13 protein-coding genes and 1 pseudogene are annotated in these 18,112 nt (G+C 69.4%); 7 read left to right on the top strand and 7 right to left on the bottom strand.

Annotation, left to right across the window (positions count from 1 at the left end):
- Window position 1 precedes the first annotated feature (1 nt).
- The 4 genes from ACFHVL_RS04335 to ACFHVL_RS04320 form a co-directional block, all read right to left on the bottom strand.
- Complete coding sequence (locus ACFHVL_RS04335; RefSeq protein ID WP_416625754.1) at window positions 2–1,357, bottom strand: VWA domain-containing protein; 1,356 nt, start codon at window positions 1,355–1,357, stop codon at window positions 2–4.
- A gap of 70 nt (window positions 1,358–1,427) precedes the next feature.
- Window positions 1,428–4,739 carry a methyltransferase domain-containing protein gene (locus ACFHVL_RS04330; protein ID WP_416625752.1) on the bottom strand — a complete coding sequence of 1,104 codons (3,312 nt, stop codon included), beginning with the start codon at window positions 4,737–4,739 and terminating at the stop codon, window positions 1,428–1,430.
- Window positions 4,740–4,833: 94 nt separating this feature from the next.
- Window positions 4,834–5,769 carry a glycosyltransferase family 2 protein gene (locus ACFHVL_RS04325; protein WP_416625750.1) on the bottom strand — a complete coding sequence of 312 codons (936 nt, stop codon included), beginning with the start codon at window positions 5,767–5,769 and terminating at the stop codon, window positions 4,834–4,836.
- Window positions 5,770–5,927: 158 nt separating this feature from the next.
- Entirely contained in the window at window positions 5,928–6,800 is an 873-nt protein-coding gene (locus ACFHVL_RS04320; protein ID WP_416625748.1) for a LysR family transcriptional regulator, read from the bottom strand.
- A 134-nt stretch (window positions 6,801–6,934) separates the two neighbouring features.
- On the opposite strand from ACFHVL_RS04320, the gene ACFHVL_RS04315 reads away from it, so the two are divergent.
- On the top strand, window positions 6,935–7,936 hold the full coding sequence (locus ACFHVL_RS04315) for a bile acid:sodium symporter family protein (protein WP_416625746.1): 1,002 nt from the start codon (window positions 6,935–6,937) through the stop codon (window positions 7,934–7,936).
- 46 nt (window positions 7,937–7,982) lie between these two features.
- Here ACFHVL_RS04315 and ACFHVL_RS04310 read toward each other — a convergent pair whose 3' ends face one another.
- Entirely contained in the window at window positions 7,983–9,242 is a 1,260-nt protein-coding gene (locus tag ACFHVL_RS04310) for an LCP family protein (protein ID WP_416625744.1), read from the bottom strand.
- Window positions 9,243–9,452: 210 nt separating this feature from the next.
- Window positions 9,453–9,581, bottom strand: coding sequence for a hypothetical protein (locus ACFHVL_RS04305; protein WP_416625742.1), 129 nt, complete (start codon window positions 9,579–9,581; stop codon window positions 9,453–9,455).
- Window positions 9,582–9,694: 113 nt separating this feature from the next.
- Here ACFHVL_RS04305 and nhaA point away from each other — a divergent pair.
- Window positions 9,695–11,053 (top strand): annotated as a pseudogene (gene nhaA / locus ACFHVL_RS04300) (Na+/H+ antiporter NhaA); the annotation flags it as partial.
- A gap of 200 nt (window positions 11,054–11,253) precedes the next feature.
- Here the strand turns inward: nhaA and ACFHVL_RS04295 are convergent.
- Window positions 11,254–12,915 (bottom strand): ABC-F family ATP-binding cassette domain-containing protein, encoded by a 1,662-nt coding sequence (locus tag ACFHVL_RS04295; protein WP_416625740.1) that lies wholly within the window; start codon window positions 12,913–12,915, stop codon window positions 11,254–11,256.
- A 40-nt stretch (window positions 12,916–12,955) separates the two neighbouring features.
- Between ACFHVL_RS04295 and ACFHVL_RS04290 the strand changes: the two genes are divergently transcribed.
- The 5 genes from ACFHVL_RS04290 to ACFHVL_RS04270 all read left to right on the top strand — a co-directional run bounded on the left by ACFHVL_RS04290 (window position 12,956) and on the right by ACFHVL_RS04270 (window position 18,074).
- The gene (locus ACFHVL_RS04290) at window positions 12,956–13,711 is read left to right on the top strand and encodes an ROK family protein (protein ID WP_416625738.1); all 756 of its coding nucleotides are present in this window, start codon (window positions 12,956–12,958) and stop codon (window positions 13,709–13,711) included.
- 145 nt (window positions 13,712–13,856) lie between these two features.
- The gene (locus ACFHVL_RS04285; protein WP_416625736.1) at window positions 13,857–14,228 is read left to right on the top strand and encodes a tetratricopeptide repeat protein; all 372 of its coding nucleotides are present in this window, start codon (window positions 13,857–13,859) and stop codon (window positions 14,226–14,228) included.
- Window positions 14,225–14,479: a Smr/MutS family protein gene (locus ACFHVL_RS04280; RefSeq protein WP_326551239.1), complete on the top strand. Its 255-nt coding sequence runs from the start codon at window positions 14,225–14,227 to the stop codon at window positions 14,477–14,479. Before ACFHVL_RS04285 ends, ACFHVL_RS04280 begins: the two co-directional genes overlap by 4 nt.
- A 222-nt stretch (window positions 14,480–14,701) precedes the next feature.
- On the top strand, window positions 14,702–15,595 hold the full coding sequence (rsmI, locus tag ACFHVL_RS04275; protein WP_416625735.1) for a 16S rRNA (cytidine(1402)-2'-O)-methyltransferase: 894 nt from the start codon (window positions 14,702–14,704) through the stop codon (window positions 15,593–15,595).
- Between the two features lie 214 nt (window positions 15,596–15,809).
- Window positions 15,810–18,074 (top strand): glycoside hydrolase family 9 protein, encoded by a 2,265-nt coding sequence (locus ACFHVL_RS04270; protein WP_416625733.1) that lies wholly within the window; start codon window positions 15,810–15,812, stop codon window positions 18,072–18,074.
- The last annotated feature ends 38 nt before the right edge of the window (window positions 18,075–18,112 follow it).

Genomic DNA, 18,112 nt, shown 5'->3' with positions numbered 1-18,112 from the left:
CTCAGTTCTCCTTCCAGACTGTGCCCCACCAGCGGGTGAGCCAGCCGGTGACGACACCGGTGAGCAGCCCGGCGAGGCCGAGTACGACGAGCAGCAGCCAGCCGCGACCGAGGCCAGGGCTGTCCGGGGTGGGGGAGGCGGGGACCAGGTCGAGGGTGAGCTCGACCGGCATGCCGGGGGTGTTGCCGGCACCGCCGGGTCCGGCGAAGGAGTTGCTCACCACCAGGCAGACCTCGGTGAGCGCGGCCTCGGCACCGAGGGTGTCCGAGCCGGCACCAGGAACGTCCGATCCGGTGCCGGAGTCCTCTTGGTCGGAGCCTTCGGGGTCGGCCGCCGCGGAGTCCGCGTTCCCGGAGTCTGTCTCCGAGGCGGCCGACCACCGCAGACCGGTGGACAGCACGTCGGTCCGTCCGCTGCCGGCGTCGGTGCCGCGCACCAGTTCCCGGCCGTTGGGGTGCACCGCGCGCAGCAGGACTCCGTAGTCCCGGTTGACCGGCCGGTCGAGGGCGATGCTCACCGAAGCGCGCAGCTCCTGGTCCGGCTGGATCGGCACCCGGTACCAGCGGTGCTCGGAGAACCGTTCCCGGTCGGCGTACACGCCGGGCGCGAGTAGCGGGGCCGCGGCACAGTCCGCGCTGCCGGCGACCAGCTCCGGGGTCTGGGTGTAGGTGTCCTGGGCCCGGTCGACCAACTGGTTGATCCGGTCGGCGAGCTCGTCGGCGCTCTGCGCGGTGGTGTAGGTGCCCCCGGTGGCGCTGGCGATGCAGACCAACTGCTGGCGTACGGCGTCGTCGAGGGTGAGCCCGAGGGTGTCGACGATCAGGCGGGTGCCCTGTGCGGCGAGTTCCCGGGCGACGTCGCAGGGGTCGGGTGGCGCGCAGGTGTCCTCCCCGTCGGAGATCAGCACGATTCGGCGGGCCGTCTCCCCGGTGCCGAGGTCCTTGGCCGCTTCCCGCAGGGCCAGCCCGATCGGGGTGTAGCCGGTCGGGCGTAGGCTGGCGATCGCGGCCTTGGCCTGTTCACGGTCGACCGGTCCGACCGGCACGATCTGTTGGGTGTCCTGGCAGCCGAGCGCCTGGTCGTCGCCGGGGTAGGTAGCGCCGAGGACCCGGATCCCGAGGTGGGTGCCGGCCGGCACGGCGTCGACGACCTCGTTGAAGGCGCGCTGGGCGACCGCCATCCGGGTCTGCCCGTCGATGTCGGCTTCGCGCATCGAGCCGCTGACGTCGAGGACCAGTTGCATCCGGAGGTTCTCGGCCGGTTTGGTCTCGTCGGCGTGGGCGGGCGGAATTCCTGGCAGGATGATAGCGGCCAGTAGTCCGATCAGGACTATCTGGGCCGTGCGTCGGATGATCACCGGGCGATCTTAGTGATCATCGTCAGAATTCATCCACAGTAGCTGCGAAGGTGGACTGTCGCGGCTGGGCTCAGCGCGACGACACCAGCTCGAGCCGGACGCTGGGCGACGTCTCGAACAGCCCGGTGACCAACTCGGCGTAGTCACGGGCCATGTCGCCGACCTGGTAGTCGCGCGCGGCGGCCCGGGCCGCGAGCTCGACGTGCCGACCGCGTAGGCCGCGGGCGGCCAGTATGGCCGTCGACAACCCCGCATCGTCCTCGGGGTCGAAACCGACCGTGTAGCGGGGATCCAGCAACGAGACCAACGATCCGGTGCGTGGTGCCACCACCGCCCGGCCGAAAGAGATCGCGAGATGGAAACAGCCCGAATTGAGCACGGAGCGGTAGGGCAGCACCACCGTGTCCGCCGCCTTGAAGTACAGCTGGATGTCCGCGTCCGGGATCGAGTCGAGCACGAGGGTGATCTGCGGGTTGCGTGCACAGCGTTCACGCAGGTCGTCGCGGGGATCGAGCCGCTTGGCCGGACCTGCCACGATCAGCCGCAGCCGAGGGTCCTCATCGGCGGCGACCGCGAAGGCGTCCAGCAGCTCACCAACACCCTTGTACGGACGTACCCCGCCGAAGAAGAGCAGCACGTGATCGTCTGCGGCGAAACCGAACCGCCGACGTGCCGCGAGCCGGCTCAGCGCGTCGGGATAGACACCAAGGTAGCTACTGTGTCGAACAACCCGGACCTTCTCCATCGACAACGGGTAATGTGCCTCGACGGCCGCTGCGGTCTCGGCGCTGAGGACATGCACGATGTCCGCCTCGGCCGCGAGGAACCGGGCCAGCTCCCGCTCGACCTCAGGGAACCCGCACTCGTGTGGGAACACGTTGTGGATGGTCCAGATCAATCGACCGCCCCGCTGGCGCAGTTGCGCGATCCGCTGCTTGAACTGGGCGAGTCGGGCGGCGGCCTCGTCGTCGGAACCAGCGGGCTGCAGAATCGGATCCGTCCAGTGCACATGCAGCAGGTAGTTGTCGAGGCGTCCGGCCGGGGCGTGTGGCGCTACCGGGCCCGTCACGACGTCGTCGACGGGATAGGACTGCACGCCGACGGAACGAAGGCGTGACATCAGCAGATCCTGATACGGGTTGTCCACGTAGTGTGGGAAGACGCCGACCAGGTAGGTGGCAGTGCGGCGCGGGCGCGGATCGAGTTCGGCGAGCACCTTGTGCAACTGCTCGGCCCGCCGCGCGTACGAGTGGCGGTCACGCACCACCGCCGACAGCCGCCGGGCCAACGCGTCGGTCCCAACCGGGTCGTCGATCAGCCGGCGGATGACCGCCCCGAGGCTCGCGGAGTCGCTGTAGGTCGGCGTCTCACCCAGGCCGAGTTCCGGCAACCCGATCCGTGAGTTGGTGACTGGCAGCGCGCCGGCGGCCAGGCTTTCCAGGAGCCGGGAGTTGATGTTGCCGAACGGGCGCGTGGTGTGGTTGAGGTCGTCGAGGACCAGCAACGTCCGTTGGTAGAGGTCCGGCAGGTTGAAGTAGCTTGTGCTGCCACCCGCGTAGGATTCGAAGAAGGGGTCAAGGCCTCGCCGTTCGCCGAAGATGACGAATGGAAACGTGATGTCGACGTCGCGCAGACACTGGTAGAGATGCCGGCGGCGGCCCCACGAGTTGACCGTGGTGACCACGCCAGCGCGGGTCTGGTCGACCGCCGCCGGAGTGAACAATTCGGTGTCGACGCCCAGCGGCAGCAGACCGGTCGGTCCGTCGTACCGCTCGCGGAGCCGGTTGAGTGCGATGGTCGAGGACGCCAGGACCGCGTCGAACAGCGCCAGGTGCGGGTGCGCCATCCATCGTTCGGTCTCGTTGCGAACCCAGGCGATGACCCGACAGCCGTCCGGCACGGCCAGCGGGTCGAACGTGGGGATCATCGCGACAGCCAGGTCGGTCGGCGCGGGTAGCTCAGCCCAGCGTTCCGACGGCAGGTAGGCCACGTCGTATCCGTGTCGTTTCAGCTGGCGACCGATGCCGGCGGCGACGTAGAGGTCGCCACGGCCGGCGTCCAGATCCGTCGTGGCGACACAGAAGGCGATCCTGGGGTGGCCGGATCCGAACTCCGCGCGTACCGCATGTTCGTAGGAGGCACGCAGTGCGGTGTCTGCGGTCAGGCCACGGAAGTGGTCGGGAACCGTCTCGTCCGCGCCTGGTCGGCGGTTGTCCGGGTGGTCCGCCGTGGTGCGCCCGGTGGTACGGCGACTGGCCGACCGGGCTCGACGGCGATTGACCGCTCGAAGTCCCGCGGCCGGCCTGACCAGGAACCGGATCGCCTTTCCCGCCCGGTACGTCTTGCTTGTGGTCATCCGGCCCAGCTTGGCCTGAAGTCTGATCAGCTGCTCCTGCGAGGTGTCGAGCTTCGTCTGCAGGTTCTTGAGATTCTTCTGCGACTCCTTGAGCTTGACCTGGAACTCGATGCGTTCCTGTTCGGCGTGCAGTTGCGCCTCGCGGGCCTGCAGGGCGTCGAGTCGTTCGTGTCCGACGGCGTCCTGTGCGCGCCGCAACTGTTCGTCGAGCTGCTGATGTCTGTGTTGCAGGTCGCACAACTGCCGGGTGAGTCGTCCGACTTCGGCCAGCGAGCTGAGATGGGCCGCGTGTTCGCAGTTCAGCCGACGTTCGGCGATGGCAACGCGGGCGACCTCGGTCGATGGTCGGGCGACCATGACGTACTGGTAGGTGTCCGCCTCACGGCCGAGTTTTCCGACGATTCGCCGCAGCTCCGCGTCCACCTCCTGAGCCCGGCTGCGGTGGTGCGTCTGCTCCGCCGTCCGCAGCGTCCGATGCGTCTCGACCAGCAGATAGCCGGTGGACTCCAGGAGCGCCTGCATGCTGTTGCGGGTGAAGAACCGAAGATGCGTCGAGTCCAGCAGCCCGGTCTGGGTGTACTCGAAGTTCCCGGTCGACAGTTCGAGGATGATCGACTCGTGGGCGATGTTCGGAAAGCTGATGACCACCATGCCGTCGGCAGCAATGATCTTCTCGTCCCGCAGGGCGCGTAGCACGAGCCCCGGTTCGACCAAGTGTTCCAGGACGTCAGCGAGGATGACCACGTCGTATCGGCGGCCGCGCAGTTCCTGCGTCCACTGCGGGTCGCGGAGGTCGAGAAGGACCGTCTCGGGTACGCCGGCGGCCCGGGCCTCGGCGAGGGCGTCCGCGTCGTGATCGGCGCAGGTAACCGTGCGGCCAGCGGCGGTGGCGAGCAGGCCGGACACGATCCCCGGACCGGAGCCCAGATCGAGGACCCGCTCGCCACCGCCGCGGGCGAGACGGTAGACCGCCGCGGCCGTGTTGTTGGTGTCGGCCGGGTCGAAACTGTACGTGTACTTGCTCATACCTACCTCCGCCGATCCGCCGCCGGTTGGCCGGGGCGCGAGTCGTCTGCGGTCTGCGCGCGTCCTGCCCTGCTGTGCGCCCTGCCCCGACCGGCTAGGTGAATGCGAAGTCGCCGATGTCGTCACGTCGGCCCAGCCGGCCCTTCTGGGCGTCGGAGAGAGCGAGCTGCACGATCTTTTCGAGGTCGCCGACCAGGTGAGGAGTGTGCGTGGTGACCTGATTGGTCCAAGCTGCGATGAAGGGTTGCAGCTCGGTCACTACCTCCTCGAAGGAAGCCGAGAAGAAGCGTTGACTGAAGTGCACCCGGTTCCGGCACATGTAGTAGATGTAGTGTGCGGGTGGGTACTTTCCAGCCGATCTCTTGTAGTGCCAGGTCCGAGCGTATGGTGCGATCACAGTACGCCAGCCGGCACGCTGGGCGCGGAGACAATAGTCGGTCTCTTCGTAGTAGAGGAAGTAGTCCTCCGAGAGTTCCTGGAGCTGCCGCACCACGTCCCGACGGATGAGAAAACACGCACCGGTGACATAGTCGACGTCGCGGACGGCGTCATCGGCGACGCACGGGTCGAACTTGCCCGCGTCGGCATGGTAGGTGGAGCCCTTTCCCTTGATCACCCCGCCGTTGAACAGGATCCGGGCCGGATGCCCGCCGTCGAGGATGCGGCAGCCGACGATCCCGGCGTCCGGATGCTCCTCGGCGGTGGCGAGCATGCGGGTTAGCGTCTCCGCCCCGACCACCGCGTCGGGATTGACCAACCAGATGAACTCGACCGGTGTCTCCAGCGCGGCTCGGATTCCGATGTTGCAGCCGCCCGCGAAGCCGAGGTTGTCCCCGGATCGGATGAGGCGTACCGTCGGCTCGAGTAGATCGGCAAGGTCGGCACCGGTGTGTTCGGGCTCGGTGTTGTCAACGACGATCAGCTCTTGACTGGCGTTGTCGCTTGCCTGGAGCGAATTCAGGCAACGGACGGTGTCCTCGTCGTGCCTGTAGTGCACGACAATGGTCGCTACCTGTGGCCCGAGTCGCACGAACGGCCTCTCCTGATGCTGGGCCGATCCTCCCTATGGCGAAGCTATCAGGTCGGTCCTCAGCCCGCGACACCGTTCGTCGGCCGTCATCCGATGGAGCCAGTCGCGCGATGGTGCGCCGGCCCTGCTCGGTCCCGCCCGGGTCGACTCGACGAGTCTCAGCCCGGCTGGTCCGACTTGGCCGCCGGTTGCCCGGCGGTGGCGATCGCCTCGCTGAGCGCGCCGACCACCGCCGCGTCGGTGTCCGGGTGGGAGCGGAGAATGAAGTCCACCTCGCCGAGCGGTGGCAGGTCCGTCGAGCCGACCGGAGCCAGACCGGCGGGGATCAACCGGGCGGAGTGCGGCAGCAGACCCAGCCCGGCCCGGGCGGCCGCCACCAACCCGCCGAGACTGCCGCTGGTGCAGGCGATCCGCCAGGGACGACCGGCAGACGACAGCGCGGCGAGCGCCTGCGCCCGGGAGATGCTGGGCGGCGGGTACACCACCAGCGGCACCGGATCCCCGGGCCGCCACTGCGCCGGCTGTTCCGCCGCCCCCAGCCACACCAGGCGGTCGCGCCAGATCGACGTGCCGCGGCCCTGCCCGGTGAGCCGTTTGGCAAAGAGCAGGTCGAGGCCGCGGCTGTCCAGCAGTTGGTGCAGCGTACCGCTCAACGCCACCGTCAGTTCGACGTCGACCAGGGGGTTGCGCCGCCGGAAGGTCTGCAGCACGTCCGGCAGGTACGTGGAGATCAGGTCCTCGGACACTCCGAGCCGGAGCTTGCCCCGCACCACGGCGGTGCTGAAGTGCCGCCGGGCGCGGTCGTGCGCGTCGAGGATGTCCCGGGCGAAGCTGACCATCGCCTCGCCGTCGACGGTCAACTCGACCGTGTGGGTGTCCCGCAACAGCAGCGGCCGGCCGGTTGCGTCCTCCAATCGGCGGACGTGCTGGCTGACCGTGGACTGGCGGACCGCCAGCCGCTGCGCGGCGCGGGTGAAGCTCAGCGCCTGCGCGACGGCGAGAAAGCTTCGCAGGTGGGTGGGCTCGTACACCCCTCCAGGTTATCGCGTTTCGTGATGGCAGTCAGAGCGGTGATCGGCTTTCCCGCTGATTGGTCTGCCGCCCAGAATTGTGGCTGTCCGCTGCCGGCGGACCTTCACCCCCCTCGTGACCTGGAGTACCCCGGATGCGCTGGCCCCGCTGGCTGATCATCGACCCGTTCATCGCGATGCTGCTCGGCGTCGTCGCGCTGGCAGCCCTGCTGCCGGTACGCGGTACCGCCGCCTCGATCGCCGGTATCGTCGCCGGTGTCGGCATCGCGCTGTTGTTCTTCCTGCACGGGGCCCGGATCGCGCCAGCGGCCGCGGTCGCCGGCGCGCGGCACTGGCGGCTGCACACCGTGGTGCTGGCCACGACCTTCGTGGTCTTCCCGCTACTCGGGATCGCCATCGGGCTGATCAGTCCGCAACTGCTGCCCGCCGAGCTCTACCAGGGGGTGCTCTTCCTCTGTGTGGTTCCCTCGACGGTCCAGTCCTCGATCGCGTTCACCTCGATCGCCCGGGGAAACGTGCCGGCCGCGGTGTTCAGCGCTACGTTCTCCAACATCGCCGGGATCGCGTTGACCCCGCTGCTGGCAGTGCTGCTGATGGCCGACACCGGGGCGCTGCGGCTCACCGCCGGCTCGATCGGCTCGATCGTCGGGCAACTACTGTTGCCGTTCGTCGCCGGCCAACTGTCCAGGCGTTGGACGGCCGGCTGGATCGGCCGGCACAAGGCGGTCACCTCGTTGGTCGACCGGGGCTCGATCCTGCTGGTCGTCTACACAGCGTTCAGCGCGGGCGTCGTCGCCGGGATCTGGCAGCAGATCTCCGCCGGCCAACTGCTGATCCTCGCCGTGACCGTCAGTATGCTGCTGGCGGTGGTGATGGGGCTGCTGGTCGGTGCCGGTCGGGCTTTCGGTTTCGACCACGCCGACCGGGTAGCGACCTTGTTCTGCGGTGCCAAGAAGAGCCTGGCCACCGGGCTGCCGATGGCCGCCGTGCTGTTCAGCCCACAACTGCTCGGCATGCTGGTGCTTCCCCTGATGATCTTCCATCAGATCCAGTTGATCGTCTGCGCGGCACTCGCCCGGTGGTGGGCGGGCCGGGCGTCCGCCACCGAGGCCGAACAGCCCGCCACCGCCGGCTGACCACGGCAGGTCGCCCGGGTCCGCCGGGCGACGAGCCCGAACCCGGTCAGCGCACGGCCGTGTCCAACTGGTCGGCGCCGTACCGGTCGATGTACTGGTCGAGGGTGTCGTTACGGACCGCGCTCCAGAAGTCGACGCCGCGTTCGGTGTCGAGCCACATCACCCACTGGTCGCCGACGAACCCGGTGGACGCCACCGGGGCGGTGACGAACCGGACGTCGGTGCGGACGTTGCGCAGGTCGAGGGCGATCCGGCGAAGCTTGTCGTTGGTCAGGCCGTCGTCGACGGTGACGGTCTGGGTGGCCGCGTCGAGCAGCGCGCCGAGTTGTCGCGGGTTGGTGAGGGTGTCCCGGTCCAGGATCTCGGTCAGCATGGCCCGCAGATAGTTCTGGTGGCGGCGCATCCGGTCGAAGTCGCCTTCAGGTAGGCCGTGCCGCTGCCGTACGTAGTCGACCGCCTGATCGCCGTCGAGCCGCTGTGGCCCGCTCTGCCAGCCGGCATGCTGGCCGATCGGGGGAGTGTCGGCCAGAATGTCCACGGTCACTCCGCCCACCGCGTCGGTGAGGTCCCGTAGCCCGGCGAGATCCGTCAGGGCGACATGGTCGATCCGTAGTCCGGTCACGTTCTCGACGGTTTGTACGGCGAGGCTGACGCCGCCCAGGGCGTACGCCGAATTGATCTTGAAGTTGTCGTGCCTGGGGATCGGCACCCAGGAGTCCCGGGGGATCGACACCACGTACGCCCGTTGGCGGTCGGCGGTCAGGCGCACGACCATCAGCGAATCGGTCCGGCCGGCCGGCGTGCCGTCGGAGTCGGCGCCGGTGGCACTCGCCGCCTGGCTGTCGATTCCGGCGAGCAGGATGGTCAACCCCTCGGGGGTCGGCGCCGGTCGTTGCTCCGCCGGGATCGCGGCGAACGGATCGGGGAACCTTTCGATCTTGCCGAGGTAGTGGTGGCTGACCGCGGTGATGCCGCCTGCTGCGGCGAGCGCGGTCACCACCAGGCCGGTGATGCCGAGCAGGGCGATGCGGCGCAACCGCCGGGGAGACCGGGGAGGTCGCGGCCGCCGGTGCTGGCCGCCGGTGCCGGGTGACACGACGACGGTCGCCTCCGGCGTCGGTCTGCTCGCAGTCTGGTCCGCGTGGGAGTCGGCCGGCGCCCTCTCGGCGCTGGTGGTCGCCGACGGTCGCAACGACTCGATCCACTGTTGGTGGTCGGGCCACTGCTGGCCGTGCGACGGCTCCGGTTGCCCGGGCCACTCTGGTCGGTCGTGCCACTGCTGCTGGTCGTCCGGTCGTCCGGTCACTGCTCCCACCTCTGACCTCGTCGATTCGAGACTCAGACTAACCAGACATTAAGTAATTATCAGGAGAATCGTTCGATAGCTCCAGGGAACCCGGGGCTCTGGGGGCGCCTGGATTCCCGGACCGGGGCAGCACATCGGCGGTCGGTGTCCAGTTGTGTCGTTGATCATCGGAATGTCGGCAGACGGTCCAACCAGTGCGGTAGGCGGCGGCTACAGCGCGGTGACAGATCCGCGCAGGTGAAAGGTGCCTCGCTGGCTGGCCAGGTGGCACCCGATCTTGGGAGAATCCGGGTACGGCGACACCCGACGCCGGGCGTCGTCCATGACCGTGTTCACCATGTGTGGACCTTCAGTGACCGGGGCGAAACGGATAGTGTGCTCACTGTCCGCGCGCCGGCCGCCTTGGCCGGCGTCGCTGTTCCTGCTGTGACTGTGGAGGTGGAGACCTTTTCATGGCCGACCCGACCCCCACCAAGGCGTCTGATCCCAACGAGCCAACCGAGTCGACCACGGCCGACGAGCCGGCCAGGGCCGGCGAAGCGCGGCGGCCGTTCCAACTTTCGTCCTGGGCGGAAGCGAAGTTCGTCGGCGACGTGCTCCGGATGGAGACCGTCGGCGGCGGGCTGCTGCTGCTCGGCGCCGTCATCGCCCTGATTTGGGCGAACTCCGCCTGGGGTGACGCCTACTCCGAACTCGGGCAGTTCGTGCCCTGGCCCGGCGGCGAGGCACTGCACCTCGACGTCAACCTGGGCCACTGGGCGGCGGACGGACTGCTGGCCATCTTCTTCTTCGTGGTCGGGCTGGAGCTCAAACGCGAGTTCGTCGCGGGCGAACTGCGCAGCCCTCGGCGGGCCGCCCTGCCGGTGGTCGCCGCGGTCGGCGGCATGGCCGTCCCGGCGCTCATCTACGTGCTGATCAACCTCGGCACCGGCGACGGGGCGCTGCGCGGCTGGGCCATCCCGACCGCCACCGACATCGCGTTCGCCCTCGCGGTGCTGGCGGTCATCGGCTCCCACCTGCCGCAGGGCCTGCGTGCCTTCCTGCTCACCCTGGCCGTCGTCGACGACCTGCTGGCGATCACCATCATCGCCTTCTTCTACACCGAGCAGGTCAACTTCCTGGCGCTGGCCGGATCGCTGCTTCCGCTGCTGATCTTCGCGTTGCTGCTGCGGGCCGGCAAGACCTGGTGGTGGGCGCTCATCCCACTCGCCGCCGTCACCTGGACGCTGATGCACGCCTCCGGGGTGCATGCCACGATCGCCGGCGTGCTGCTCGGCTTCGTGGTGCCAGTGCTGCCCCGCAGGGGCGAGCAGCACGGCCTGGCCGAGCACCTCGAGCACCTGTGGCGACCGATCTCCGCCGGCTTCGCCGTCCCGGTCTTCGCCTTCTTCGCCGCCGGGGTGTCGCTGCGCGACGGCGGCATCGGATCGGTGCTGACCGACCCGGTGGCGATCGGCGTCATCGCCGGTCTGGTCCTCGGCAAGACCATCGGCATCCTCGGCGCGACCGCGTTGATGACCCGTTTCACCCGTGCCGATCTGGGCGGGCTGAAATGGATCGACATCATGGGGGTGTCGCTACTGGCCGGCATCGGCTTCACCGTCTCGCTGCTCATCGGCGAGTTGGCGTTCGGCGCCGGCAGCGACCGGGACGCACACGTCAAGGCGGCCGTGCTGATCGGCTCGTTGACCGCAGCAGTCCTCGCCGCGCTGATCCTGGTCCAGCGCAACAAGGTCTACCGGCGGATCTCCGCCCGGGAACGGCAGGACGCCGACGGCGACGGGATTCCGGACATCTATCAGCAGCCGGACCCGCCGGACGTCACCGAAGCCGCCGACGACCGCACCGCGACCGACCCCGACGGTACGCAGAAAGATCCCGACGGTACGCAGAAAGCGGCCCGCAACGACGGCCGCTGAGACGAACTCGGTGACGGCGGCCCCGCGATTCCGTGCGCCAAGGACAGCTCCCTGAACCCAGGGACACCTCCCTGAACCCAGGGACACCTCCCTTACTCCAGGGACAGGTCCAGCAGCGACTGGAACGCGGGGCTGCCACTGCCGTCGAGGCCGATCCGGCGGGTCAGCCGGACCGACTGCAGCATCCGCCGGTCGTGCGTGACCAGCAGCAACGTGCCGTTGAACGAATCCAGCGCCGACTCCAACTGCTCGATCGCCGGCAGGTCCAGGTGGTTCGTCGGCTCGTCCAGCACCAGCAGGTTCACCCCGCGTGCCTGCAACAACGCCAACGCCGCCCGGGTCCGCTCGCCCGGCGAGAGCGTCGCCGCCGGCCGCAGCACGTGGTCGGCCCGCAACCCGAACTTCGCCAGCAACGTACGGGCCTGCCCCGGGGCCAGCTCGGCGGCCGCCCGGAACGCCTCCAGCACCGGCTCGTCGCGCAGGAACAGCCCACGGGCCTGGTCCACCTCGCCGACCACCACCCCCGGGCCGAGCCACGACTCACCCGAGTCCAGCGGCAGCCGGCCCAGCAACGCGGCGAGCAGCGTCGACTTGCCGGACCCGTTCGGGCCGGTGACCGCGACCCGGTCCGCCCAGTCGATCTGCAGGTCCACCGGGCCGAGGGCGAACTCGCCACGGCGTACCACCGCTTGTCGTAGCACCGCGACCACCGCGCCCGAGCGGGGCGCAGCGGCGATCTCCATCCGCAGCTCCCACTCCTTGCGCGGCTCCTCGACCACCTCCATCCGCTCGATCATCCGATCGGTCTGCCGGGCCTTCGCCGCCTGCTTCTCCGCCGTCTCGGCCCGGAAGTTGGGCCCGAACTTGTCGTTGTCGGTGGCCTTGCGTCTCGCGTTGCGCACGCCCTTCTCCATCCAGGCCCGCTGAGTGCGGGCCCGGGCCTCCAGGCCGGCCCGGGTGTCGGCGTACTCCTCGAACGCCTCCCGGGCATGCCGGCGGGCCACCTCGCGCTCCTCCAGATAGCCCGCGTACCCGCCGCCGTAGTGGTTGACCTGCTGCTGAACCAGGTCCAGCTCCACCACCCGGGTCACCGTCCGGGCGAGGAACTCCCGGTCGTGCGACACCAGTACCGTGCCGGCGCGCAGCCCGGTCACGAACTGCTCCAACCGGGCCAGCCCGGCCAGGTCCAGATCGTTGGTCGGCTCGTCGAGCAGCGCCACGTCGTAACGGCTGAGCAACAGCGACGCGAGCTGGGCGCGCGCCGCCTGGCCGCCGGAGAGCGCCGTCATCGGCCGGTCCAACGCCACCGTCAGCCCGAGATCCGCGACCACCTGCCCCGCCCGTTCGTCCAGGTCGGCACCGCCGAGATCCAGCCACCGCTCCAGCGCCACCGCGTACTCGTCGTCGGCCCCGGCACCACCGGCGGCCAGCGCCTCGGCCGCGGCGTCCATCGCCTGCTGCGCCGCCGCCACCCCGGTCCGACGGGCCAGGAAGTCGCGCACCGTCTCACCGGGGCGCCGCTGCGGCTCCTGCGGCAGCAGACCGACGTTGGCCGTCGGTGGATTGCGGGTGACGGTGCCCGACTCCGGCGGCTCGGCTCCGGCCAGGATCCGCAGCAGCGTCGACTTGCCGGCACCGTTCGCGCCGACCAGCCCGATCACGTCCCCCGGCGCGACGACGAGGTCGAGCCCGGTGAAGAGTTGCCGGTCACCGTGTCCGGCGGACAGGTCCCTGACGATCAGTGTGGCGCTCATGGCCCGGCGATCCTAGCCGCTGGCCGGCACACTGTGCTGCATGTTTTCCACGCTGGCGATCGACTGTGGCGGTGGTGGCGTCAAGGCGTCGGTGCTCGACGAGACCGGCACCATGCGGGCCCGGCCGATCCGGATACCCACCCCGTACCCGCTGCCACCGAAGCTGTTCGTCGACACCCTGCACGATCTGGGCGAGCGGCTGCCGACGGCGGACCGGGTCACGGTCGGCATGCCGGGGATGATCCGCCACGGCGTGGTGGTGGCGACCCCGCACTACATCACCCGGGCCGGTCCGCGTACCAGGGTCGATCCGGCGCTGCGCGACGAATGGTCCGGGTTCGACGCCCGGACGGCGCTGTCGGCCGCGTTCGACCTGCCGGTGCTGGTGCTCAACGACGCCGAGGTGCACGGCGCCGGCGTGGTCGCCGGAACCGGCTGCGAACTGGTCCTCACCCTCGGCACCGGGCTGGGCTGCGCGCTGTTCGACGGCGGCCGGCTCGCCCCGCATCTGGAGCTGTCCCAGGCGCCGGTGCGCTGGGGGCAGACCTACGACACCTACGTCGGCGAGCACGAGCGGCGCCGCCTCGGTGACGCGTTCTGGTCCCGGCGGGTACGCGGTGTGGTCGACGGACTGCGCCCGGTGTTCCAGTGGGACCGGCTCTACCTCGGCGGCGGCAACTCGCGGCTGGTCCGCCCCGAACAGTTGGCGAGGGCGGGTGACGACGTCGTGGTGGTGCCGAACACGGCCGGGATCGTCGGCGGCGTACGGGCCTGGACATTGATCCCGCCTGACTGATCTGCGGCGATAGTCCGGAAACTGATCTGGTGACCGATGGATGTCCGGGGCGGGAACAGTCGCATTCCTGTCGTGGTTGTGCCAGCGTCAGGGTTGTCGGTGATCGCGACCTGATACTGATGGCGACCGGAAAGGTGGGGCGGCCATGGATCTGTTGGAGGAGTACCGCCGGGCGAACCTGTACTTCGACTCCGGTGACCCGTCGGGGGCGGCCCGGCTGCTGGAGCCGATCATCGCCGCCGAGCCGGACAACTCGGCGGTCCGCCAGTTGCTGGCCCGCTCCTACTTCCAGTCGGCGCAGCTCGGCCGGGCCGAGGAGCAGTTGCGGGAACTGATCGCCCGCGACCCGAGTGACCACTACGCCCACCACGTGCTGGGCCGTACCCTGGAGCGACTCGGTCGGCCGTCGCAGGCGCTGCGGCACCTGCGGCTCGCCGCCGCGATGCGCTCGGAGCACTCGGACTACCTGGCCGCGTTGCACCGGGTCGAGGCGAAGGTCAACGGAAGGGTGCCGTGAAGCTCAAACTGGACCTGCACGACATCTTCAACCGTGGTCAGGACATCGACCGGGCGTTGAAGGGGATCATCGACGAGGCGGTGGCCAAGAAGGCCACCCTCGTCGAGATCATCCCCGGCAAGGGCTCCGGCCAGCTGAAGAAGCGGGTGCTGCGGTTCCTCGACCAGAAGGAGATCAAGCAGCTCTACCACCGGGTGGAGAAGGACTCGAAGAACTTCGGCCGGCTGTTCATCCACTTCCGCTGGAAGTAGAAAGAAAAACTGAGCATGGCCCGTCGTGACCACCCGGAAGTCGGGTGTTCCAGCGCCAGCGCACTCGTGGCAGTCCCACAGCTCCCGCCTGAACATCCATCGAGGTGACGCTGGCGCACGCTATTTTCGCGTTTTGACGTGCGTCAGCGTCACCTCGGGTCGACCACCGTCGGGTCGACCGCACTGACCGACCGCATCAGGCCGGGTGGCTACCATCGCCGGGTGAGTGAGGCGAAGCGGGGGGCTGAGGGCGCGCGGGGCAGCGCCGAAGGCGGGCAGCGGCGCGGCACGCTGTCGGTGGTGCCGACGCCGATCGGCAACCCGCGCGACATCACGCTGCGGGCGCTGGACGTGCTGCGTACCGCCGGGTTGGTCGCCGCCGAGGACACTCGGCGGGCCCGGCGGCTGCTCGACGCGCACGGCATCGACGTCCGCATCGTCAGTTGTTACGACCACAACGAGCAGGCGCGTACCGGGCAGTTGATCTCCGCTTTGAACGCCGGCACCGACGTCGCGTTGATCTCCGACGCCGGGACGCCGCTGGTCAACGACCCCGGCTACCTGGTGGTCGGGGCGGCGCTCGCCGACGGGTTGCGGGTCGATCCGCTGCCCGGTGCGAGCGCCGCGCTGAGTGCGCTGGTCGGCTCCGGGTTGCCGGCCAGCCGATTCCTGTACGTCGGTTTCCTGCCCCGCAAGTCGGCGGCCCGGTGCACCGCACTGGCCGAGGTCGCCCCGGTGGCCGCCACGTTGATTTTCTTCGAGGCGCCGCATCGGGTGGTGGAGATGCTGGCCGACGTACGTGAGGTGCTCGGCGACCGGTCGGCGGCGTTGGTGCGGAACCTGACCAAGTCGTACGAGGAGTGGCTGCGCGGCCCGTTGTCGCAGGTGTACGCCGAGTTGGCGGCCCGTGACGAGGTGAAGGGCGAGATCACCCTTGTGGTGGACGGTGCCCGGCGGCGCGAGTCGACCACCGGCGCTCTCGACCCGGACCGGGTGATCGAGTTGCTGCTCGGTGCCGGGCTGGACACCCGGACGGTGCGGTCGCTGGCCGGGGAGTTGACCGGGCTGGCGCGCAACGAGGTGTACGACCGGGTGGCGGCGTTGCGCCCGCGCTAGACGGACGGACAGGCGTTGCGCCCGCGCTGACGGGTCGGCGTGGGACGGGTCGCCGAGGACAGCTGTCGAATCGATCTATTGACATGCTCGAAACACGCTGCGAATATTCGGGTACTGCGGATGGGAGCGCTCCCATCCGCAGCTTTCGATGCACGACCGCCTTCGCGGCGTCCGGCCCCACGGCGGCGCCGCACGACCATCGAAAGGATCCGGCGTGTCGATACTCCCTCGGCGGCGGACCGTCCCGCTCGCCATCACAGCGGTGACGGCGCTGACCGCCACCGCGCTCACCGCCGCGACCCCCGCGCACGCGCAGGACGAGGCACCCGAACAGATCGTCAACGGCACCTTCGACGACGGCCACGCCCCCTGGTGGGGCACCCCGAACATCACCCTCGACTCCAGCAGTCAGCAGCTCTGCGCCGACATCCCCGGCGGCACGATCAACCCTTGGGACGTGATCATCGGCCAGGACGACATTCCACTGGTCGCCGGTGAGACGTACGAATACAGGTTCTTCGCCACCGCCACCCCGGCCAAGGTGGTCCGGGCGCTGATCCAACTGCCGGTCGACCCGTGGACCCAGTTCATGGCGGCCAACCCCGAGGTCAGCGTCTCCGGCAACAACTACACGTACACCTTCACCGCGCCGACCGACCTGCCCAACGCCCAGGTCGCCTTCCAGGTCGGCGGCAGCACCGACCCGTGGCGGCTGTGCCTCGACAACGTGTCGCTGCGCGGCGGCGCCGAACCGGAGGAGTACGTGCCGGACACCGGGCCCCGGGTGCGGGTCAACCAGGTCGGCTACCTGCCGAAGGGGCCGAAGAACGCCACCATCGTCACCGAGGCCGCCGACCCGCTGCCCTGGAAGCTACGCGATGCACGCGGCCGGGTCGTCGCCCACGGCCGGTCCACCCCGCGCGGCCTGGACGAATCGTCCGGCGAGCAGGTCCACTCGGTCGACTTCAGCCGCTACACGAGATCCGGCACCGGCTACACGCTGGTCGCCGACGGCGAGACCAGCCACCCGTTCGAGATCGGCACCAGCTTCTACGAACAGCTGCGCGCCGACGCGCTCAAGTTCTACTACACCCAGCGCAGCGGCATCGAGATCTCAGACGACCTGCGCCCCGGCTACGGTCGCCCGGCCGGGCACGTCGGCGTCGCCCCCAACCAGGGCGACCTGGCGGTGCCGTGCCAGCCCGGCGTCTGTGACTACACCCTGGACGTCTCCGGCGGCTGGTACGACGCCGGCGACCACGGCAAGTACGTCGTCAACGGCGGCATCTCCGTCTACCAGCTGATGAACGAGTACGAGCGGGCCCTGCGGGTGCACCGGGGCAAGCCGTGGCTGCAGCGCGACGGCGTGCTCGACCTGCCGGAGAGCGGCAACAGGCTGCCGGACATCCTCGACGAGGCCCGCTGGCAGCAGGAGTTCCTGCTCAAGATGCAGGTCCCGGCCGGACAGCCGCTGGCCGGCATGGCCCACCACAAGATCCACGACGCGGCGTGGACCGGCCTGCCGCTGCTGCCGCACCTGGACTCCCAGCTGCGCGAGCTGCACCCGCCGTCGACCGCCGCCACGCTCAACCTGGCGGCCACCGCCGCACAGGCGGCTCGGGTCTTCAAGCCGTACGACCGGGCGTTCGCCGAGCGTAACCTGCGCGCGGCCCGCACCGCGTGGGCGGCGGCCAAGGCCAACCCGCAGATGTACGCCGACCCGGCGGACGCCAACGGTGGCGGCCCCTACGACGACACCGACGTCACCGACGAGTTCTACTGGGCGGCCGCCGAGCTGTACCTGACCACCGGGGAGCGCGAGTTCCGCGACTTCGTCCTCGCCTCGCCGCACCACACCGGCGACATCTTCCAGGAGGGCTCCTTCGGCTGGCAGTGGACCGCCCCGCTGGGCCGGATGGCGCTGGCCACCGGCTGGAGTCGACTGCCGGACCGCAAGCGGGTCCAGCGGTCGGTGGTGGAGGCCGCGGACAACTACCTGGCCACGATGCAAGCGCACCCGTACGGCATCCCGTACACCCCGGCCGGCAACATCTACGACTGGGGTTCCAACCACATCATCGTCAACAACGCGATCGTGGTGGCCACCGCGTTCGACCTGACCGGCAAGGACCGGTACCGCGACGGCGTGCTGCAGTCGATGGACTACATCTTCGGCCGCAACGCGCTGAACATCTCCTACGTCACCGGCTACGGCACGGTGTCCTCGCAGAACCAGCACTCCCGCTGGTACGCCCGGCAGCTCAACCCGGATCTGCCGAATCCGCCGCGCGGCACCCTCGCGGGTGGTCCGAACTCGTCCATCCAGGACCCGGTGGCGCAGCGGCTGCTGAGCGGCTGCGCGCCGCAGTTCTGCTACGTCGACGACATCGACTCCTGGTCCACCAACGAGCTGACCATCAACTGGAACGCCCCGTTGGCCTGGATCGCGGCCTTCATCGCCGACCAGGGTCGCGGCTGATCCACCACCCTCGTCCAAGATCGCGACGATCTTGCACT

The organism is Micromonospora sp. LOL_023 (assembly GCF_048060115.1).
In the GTDB taxonomy this organism is placed as follows: Bacteria; Actinomycetota; Actinomycetes; order Mycobacteriales; family Micromonosporaceae; genus Micromonospora_E.
Note: the sequence above shows the minus strand (reverse complement) of the source record. Positions and strands in the feature narration are given on the sequence as shown.

What these genes read in the sequence shown, in the direction of transcription:
- ACFHVL_RS04295 (WP_416625740.1), bottom strand. Translation starts at nt 12,915, where the DNA reads ATGAGCGCCACACTGATCGTCAGGGACCTGTCCGCCGGACACGGTGAC.
- ACFHVL_RS04290 (WP_416625738.1), top strand. Translation starts at nt 12,956, where the DNA reads ATGTTTTCCACGCTGGCGATCGACTGTGGCGGTGGTGGCGTCAAGGCG.
- ACFHVL_RS04330 (WP_416625752.1), bottom strand. Translation starts at nt 4,739, where the DNA reads ATGAGCAAGTACACGTACAGTTTCGACCCGGCCGACACCAACAACACG.
- ACFHVL_RS04315 (WP_416625746.1), top strand. Translation starts at nt 6,935, where the DNA reads ATGCGCTGGCCCCGCTGGCTGATCATCGACCCGTTCATCGCGATGCTG.
- ACFHVL_RS04305 (WP_416625742.1), bottom strand. Translation starts at nt 9,581, where the DNA reads ATGGTGAACACGGTCATGGACGACGCCCGGCGTCGGGTGTCGCCGTAC.
- ACFHVL_RS04285 (WP_416625736.1), top strand. Translation starts at nt 13,857, where the DNA reads ATGGATCTGTTGGAGGAGTACCGCCGGGCGAACCTGTACTTCGACTCC.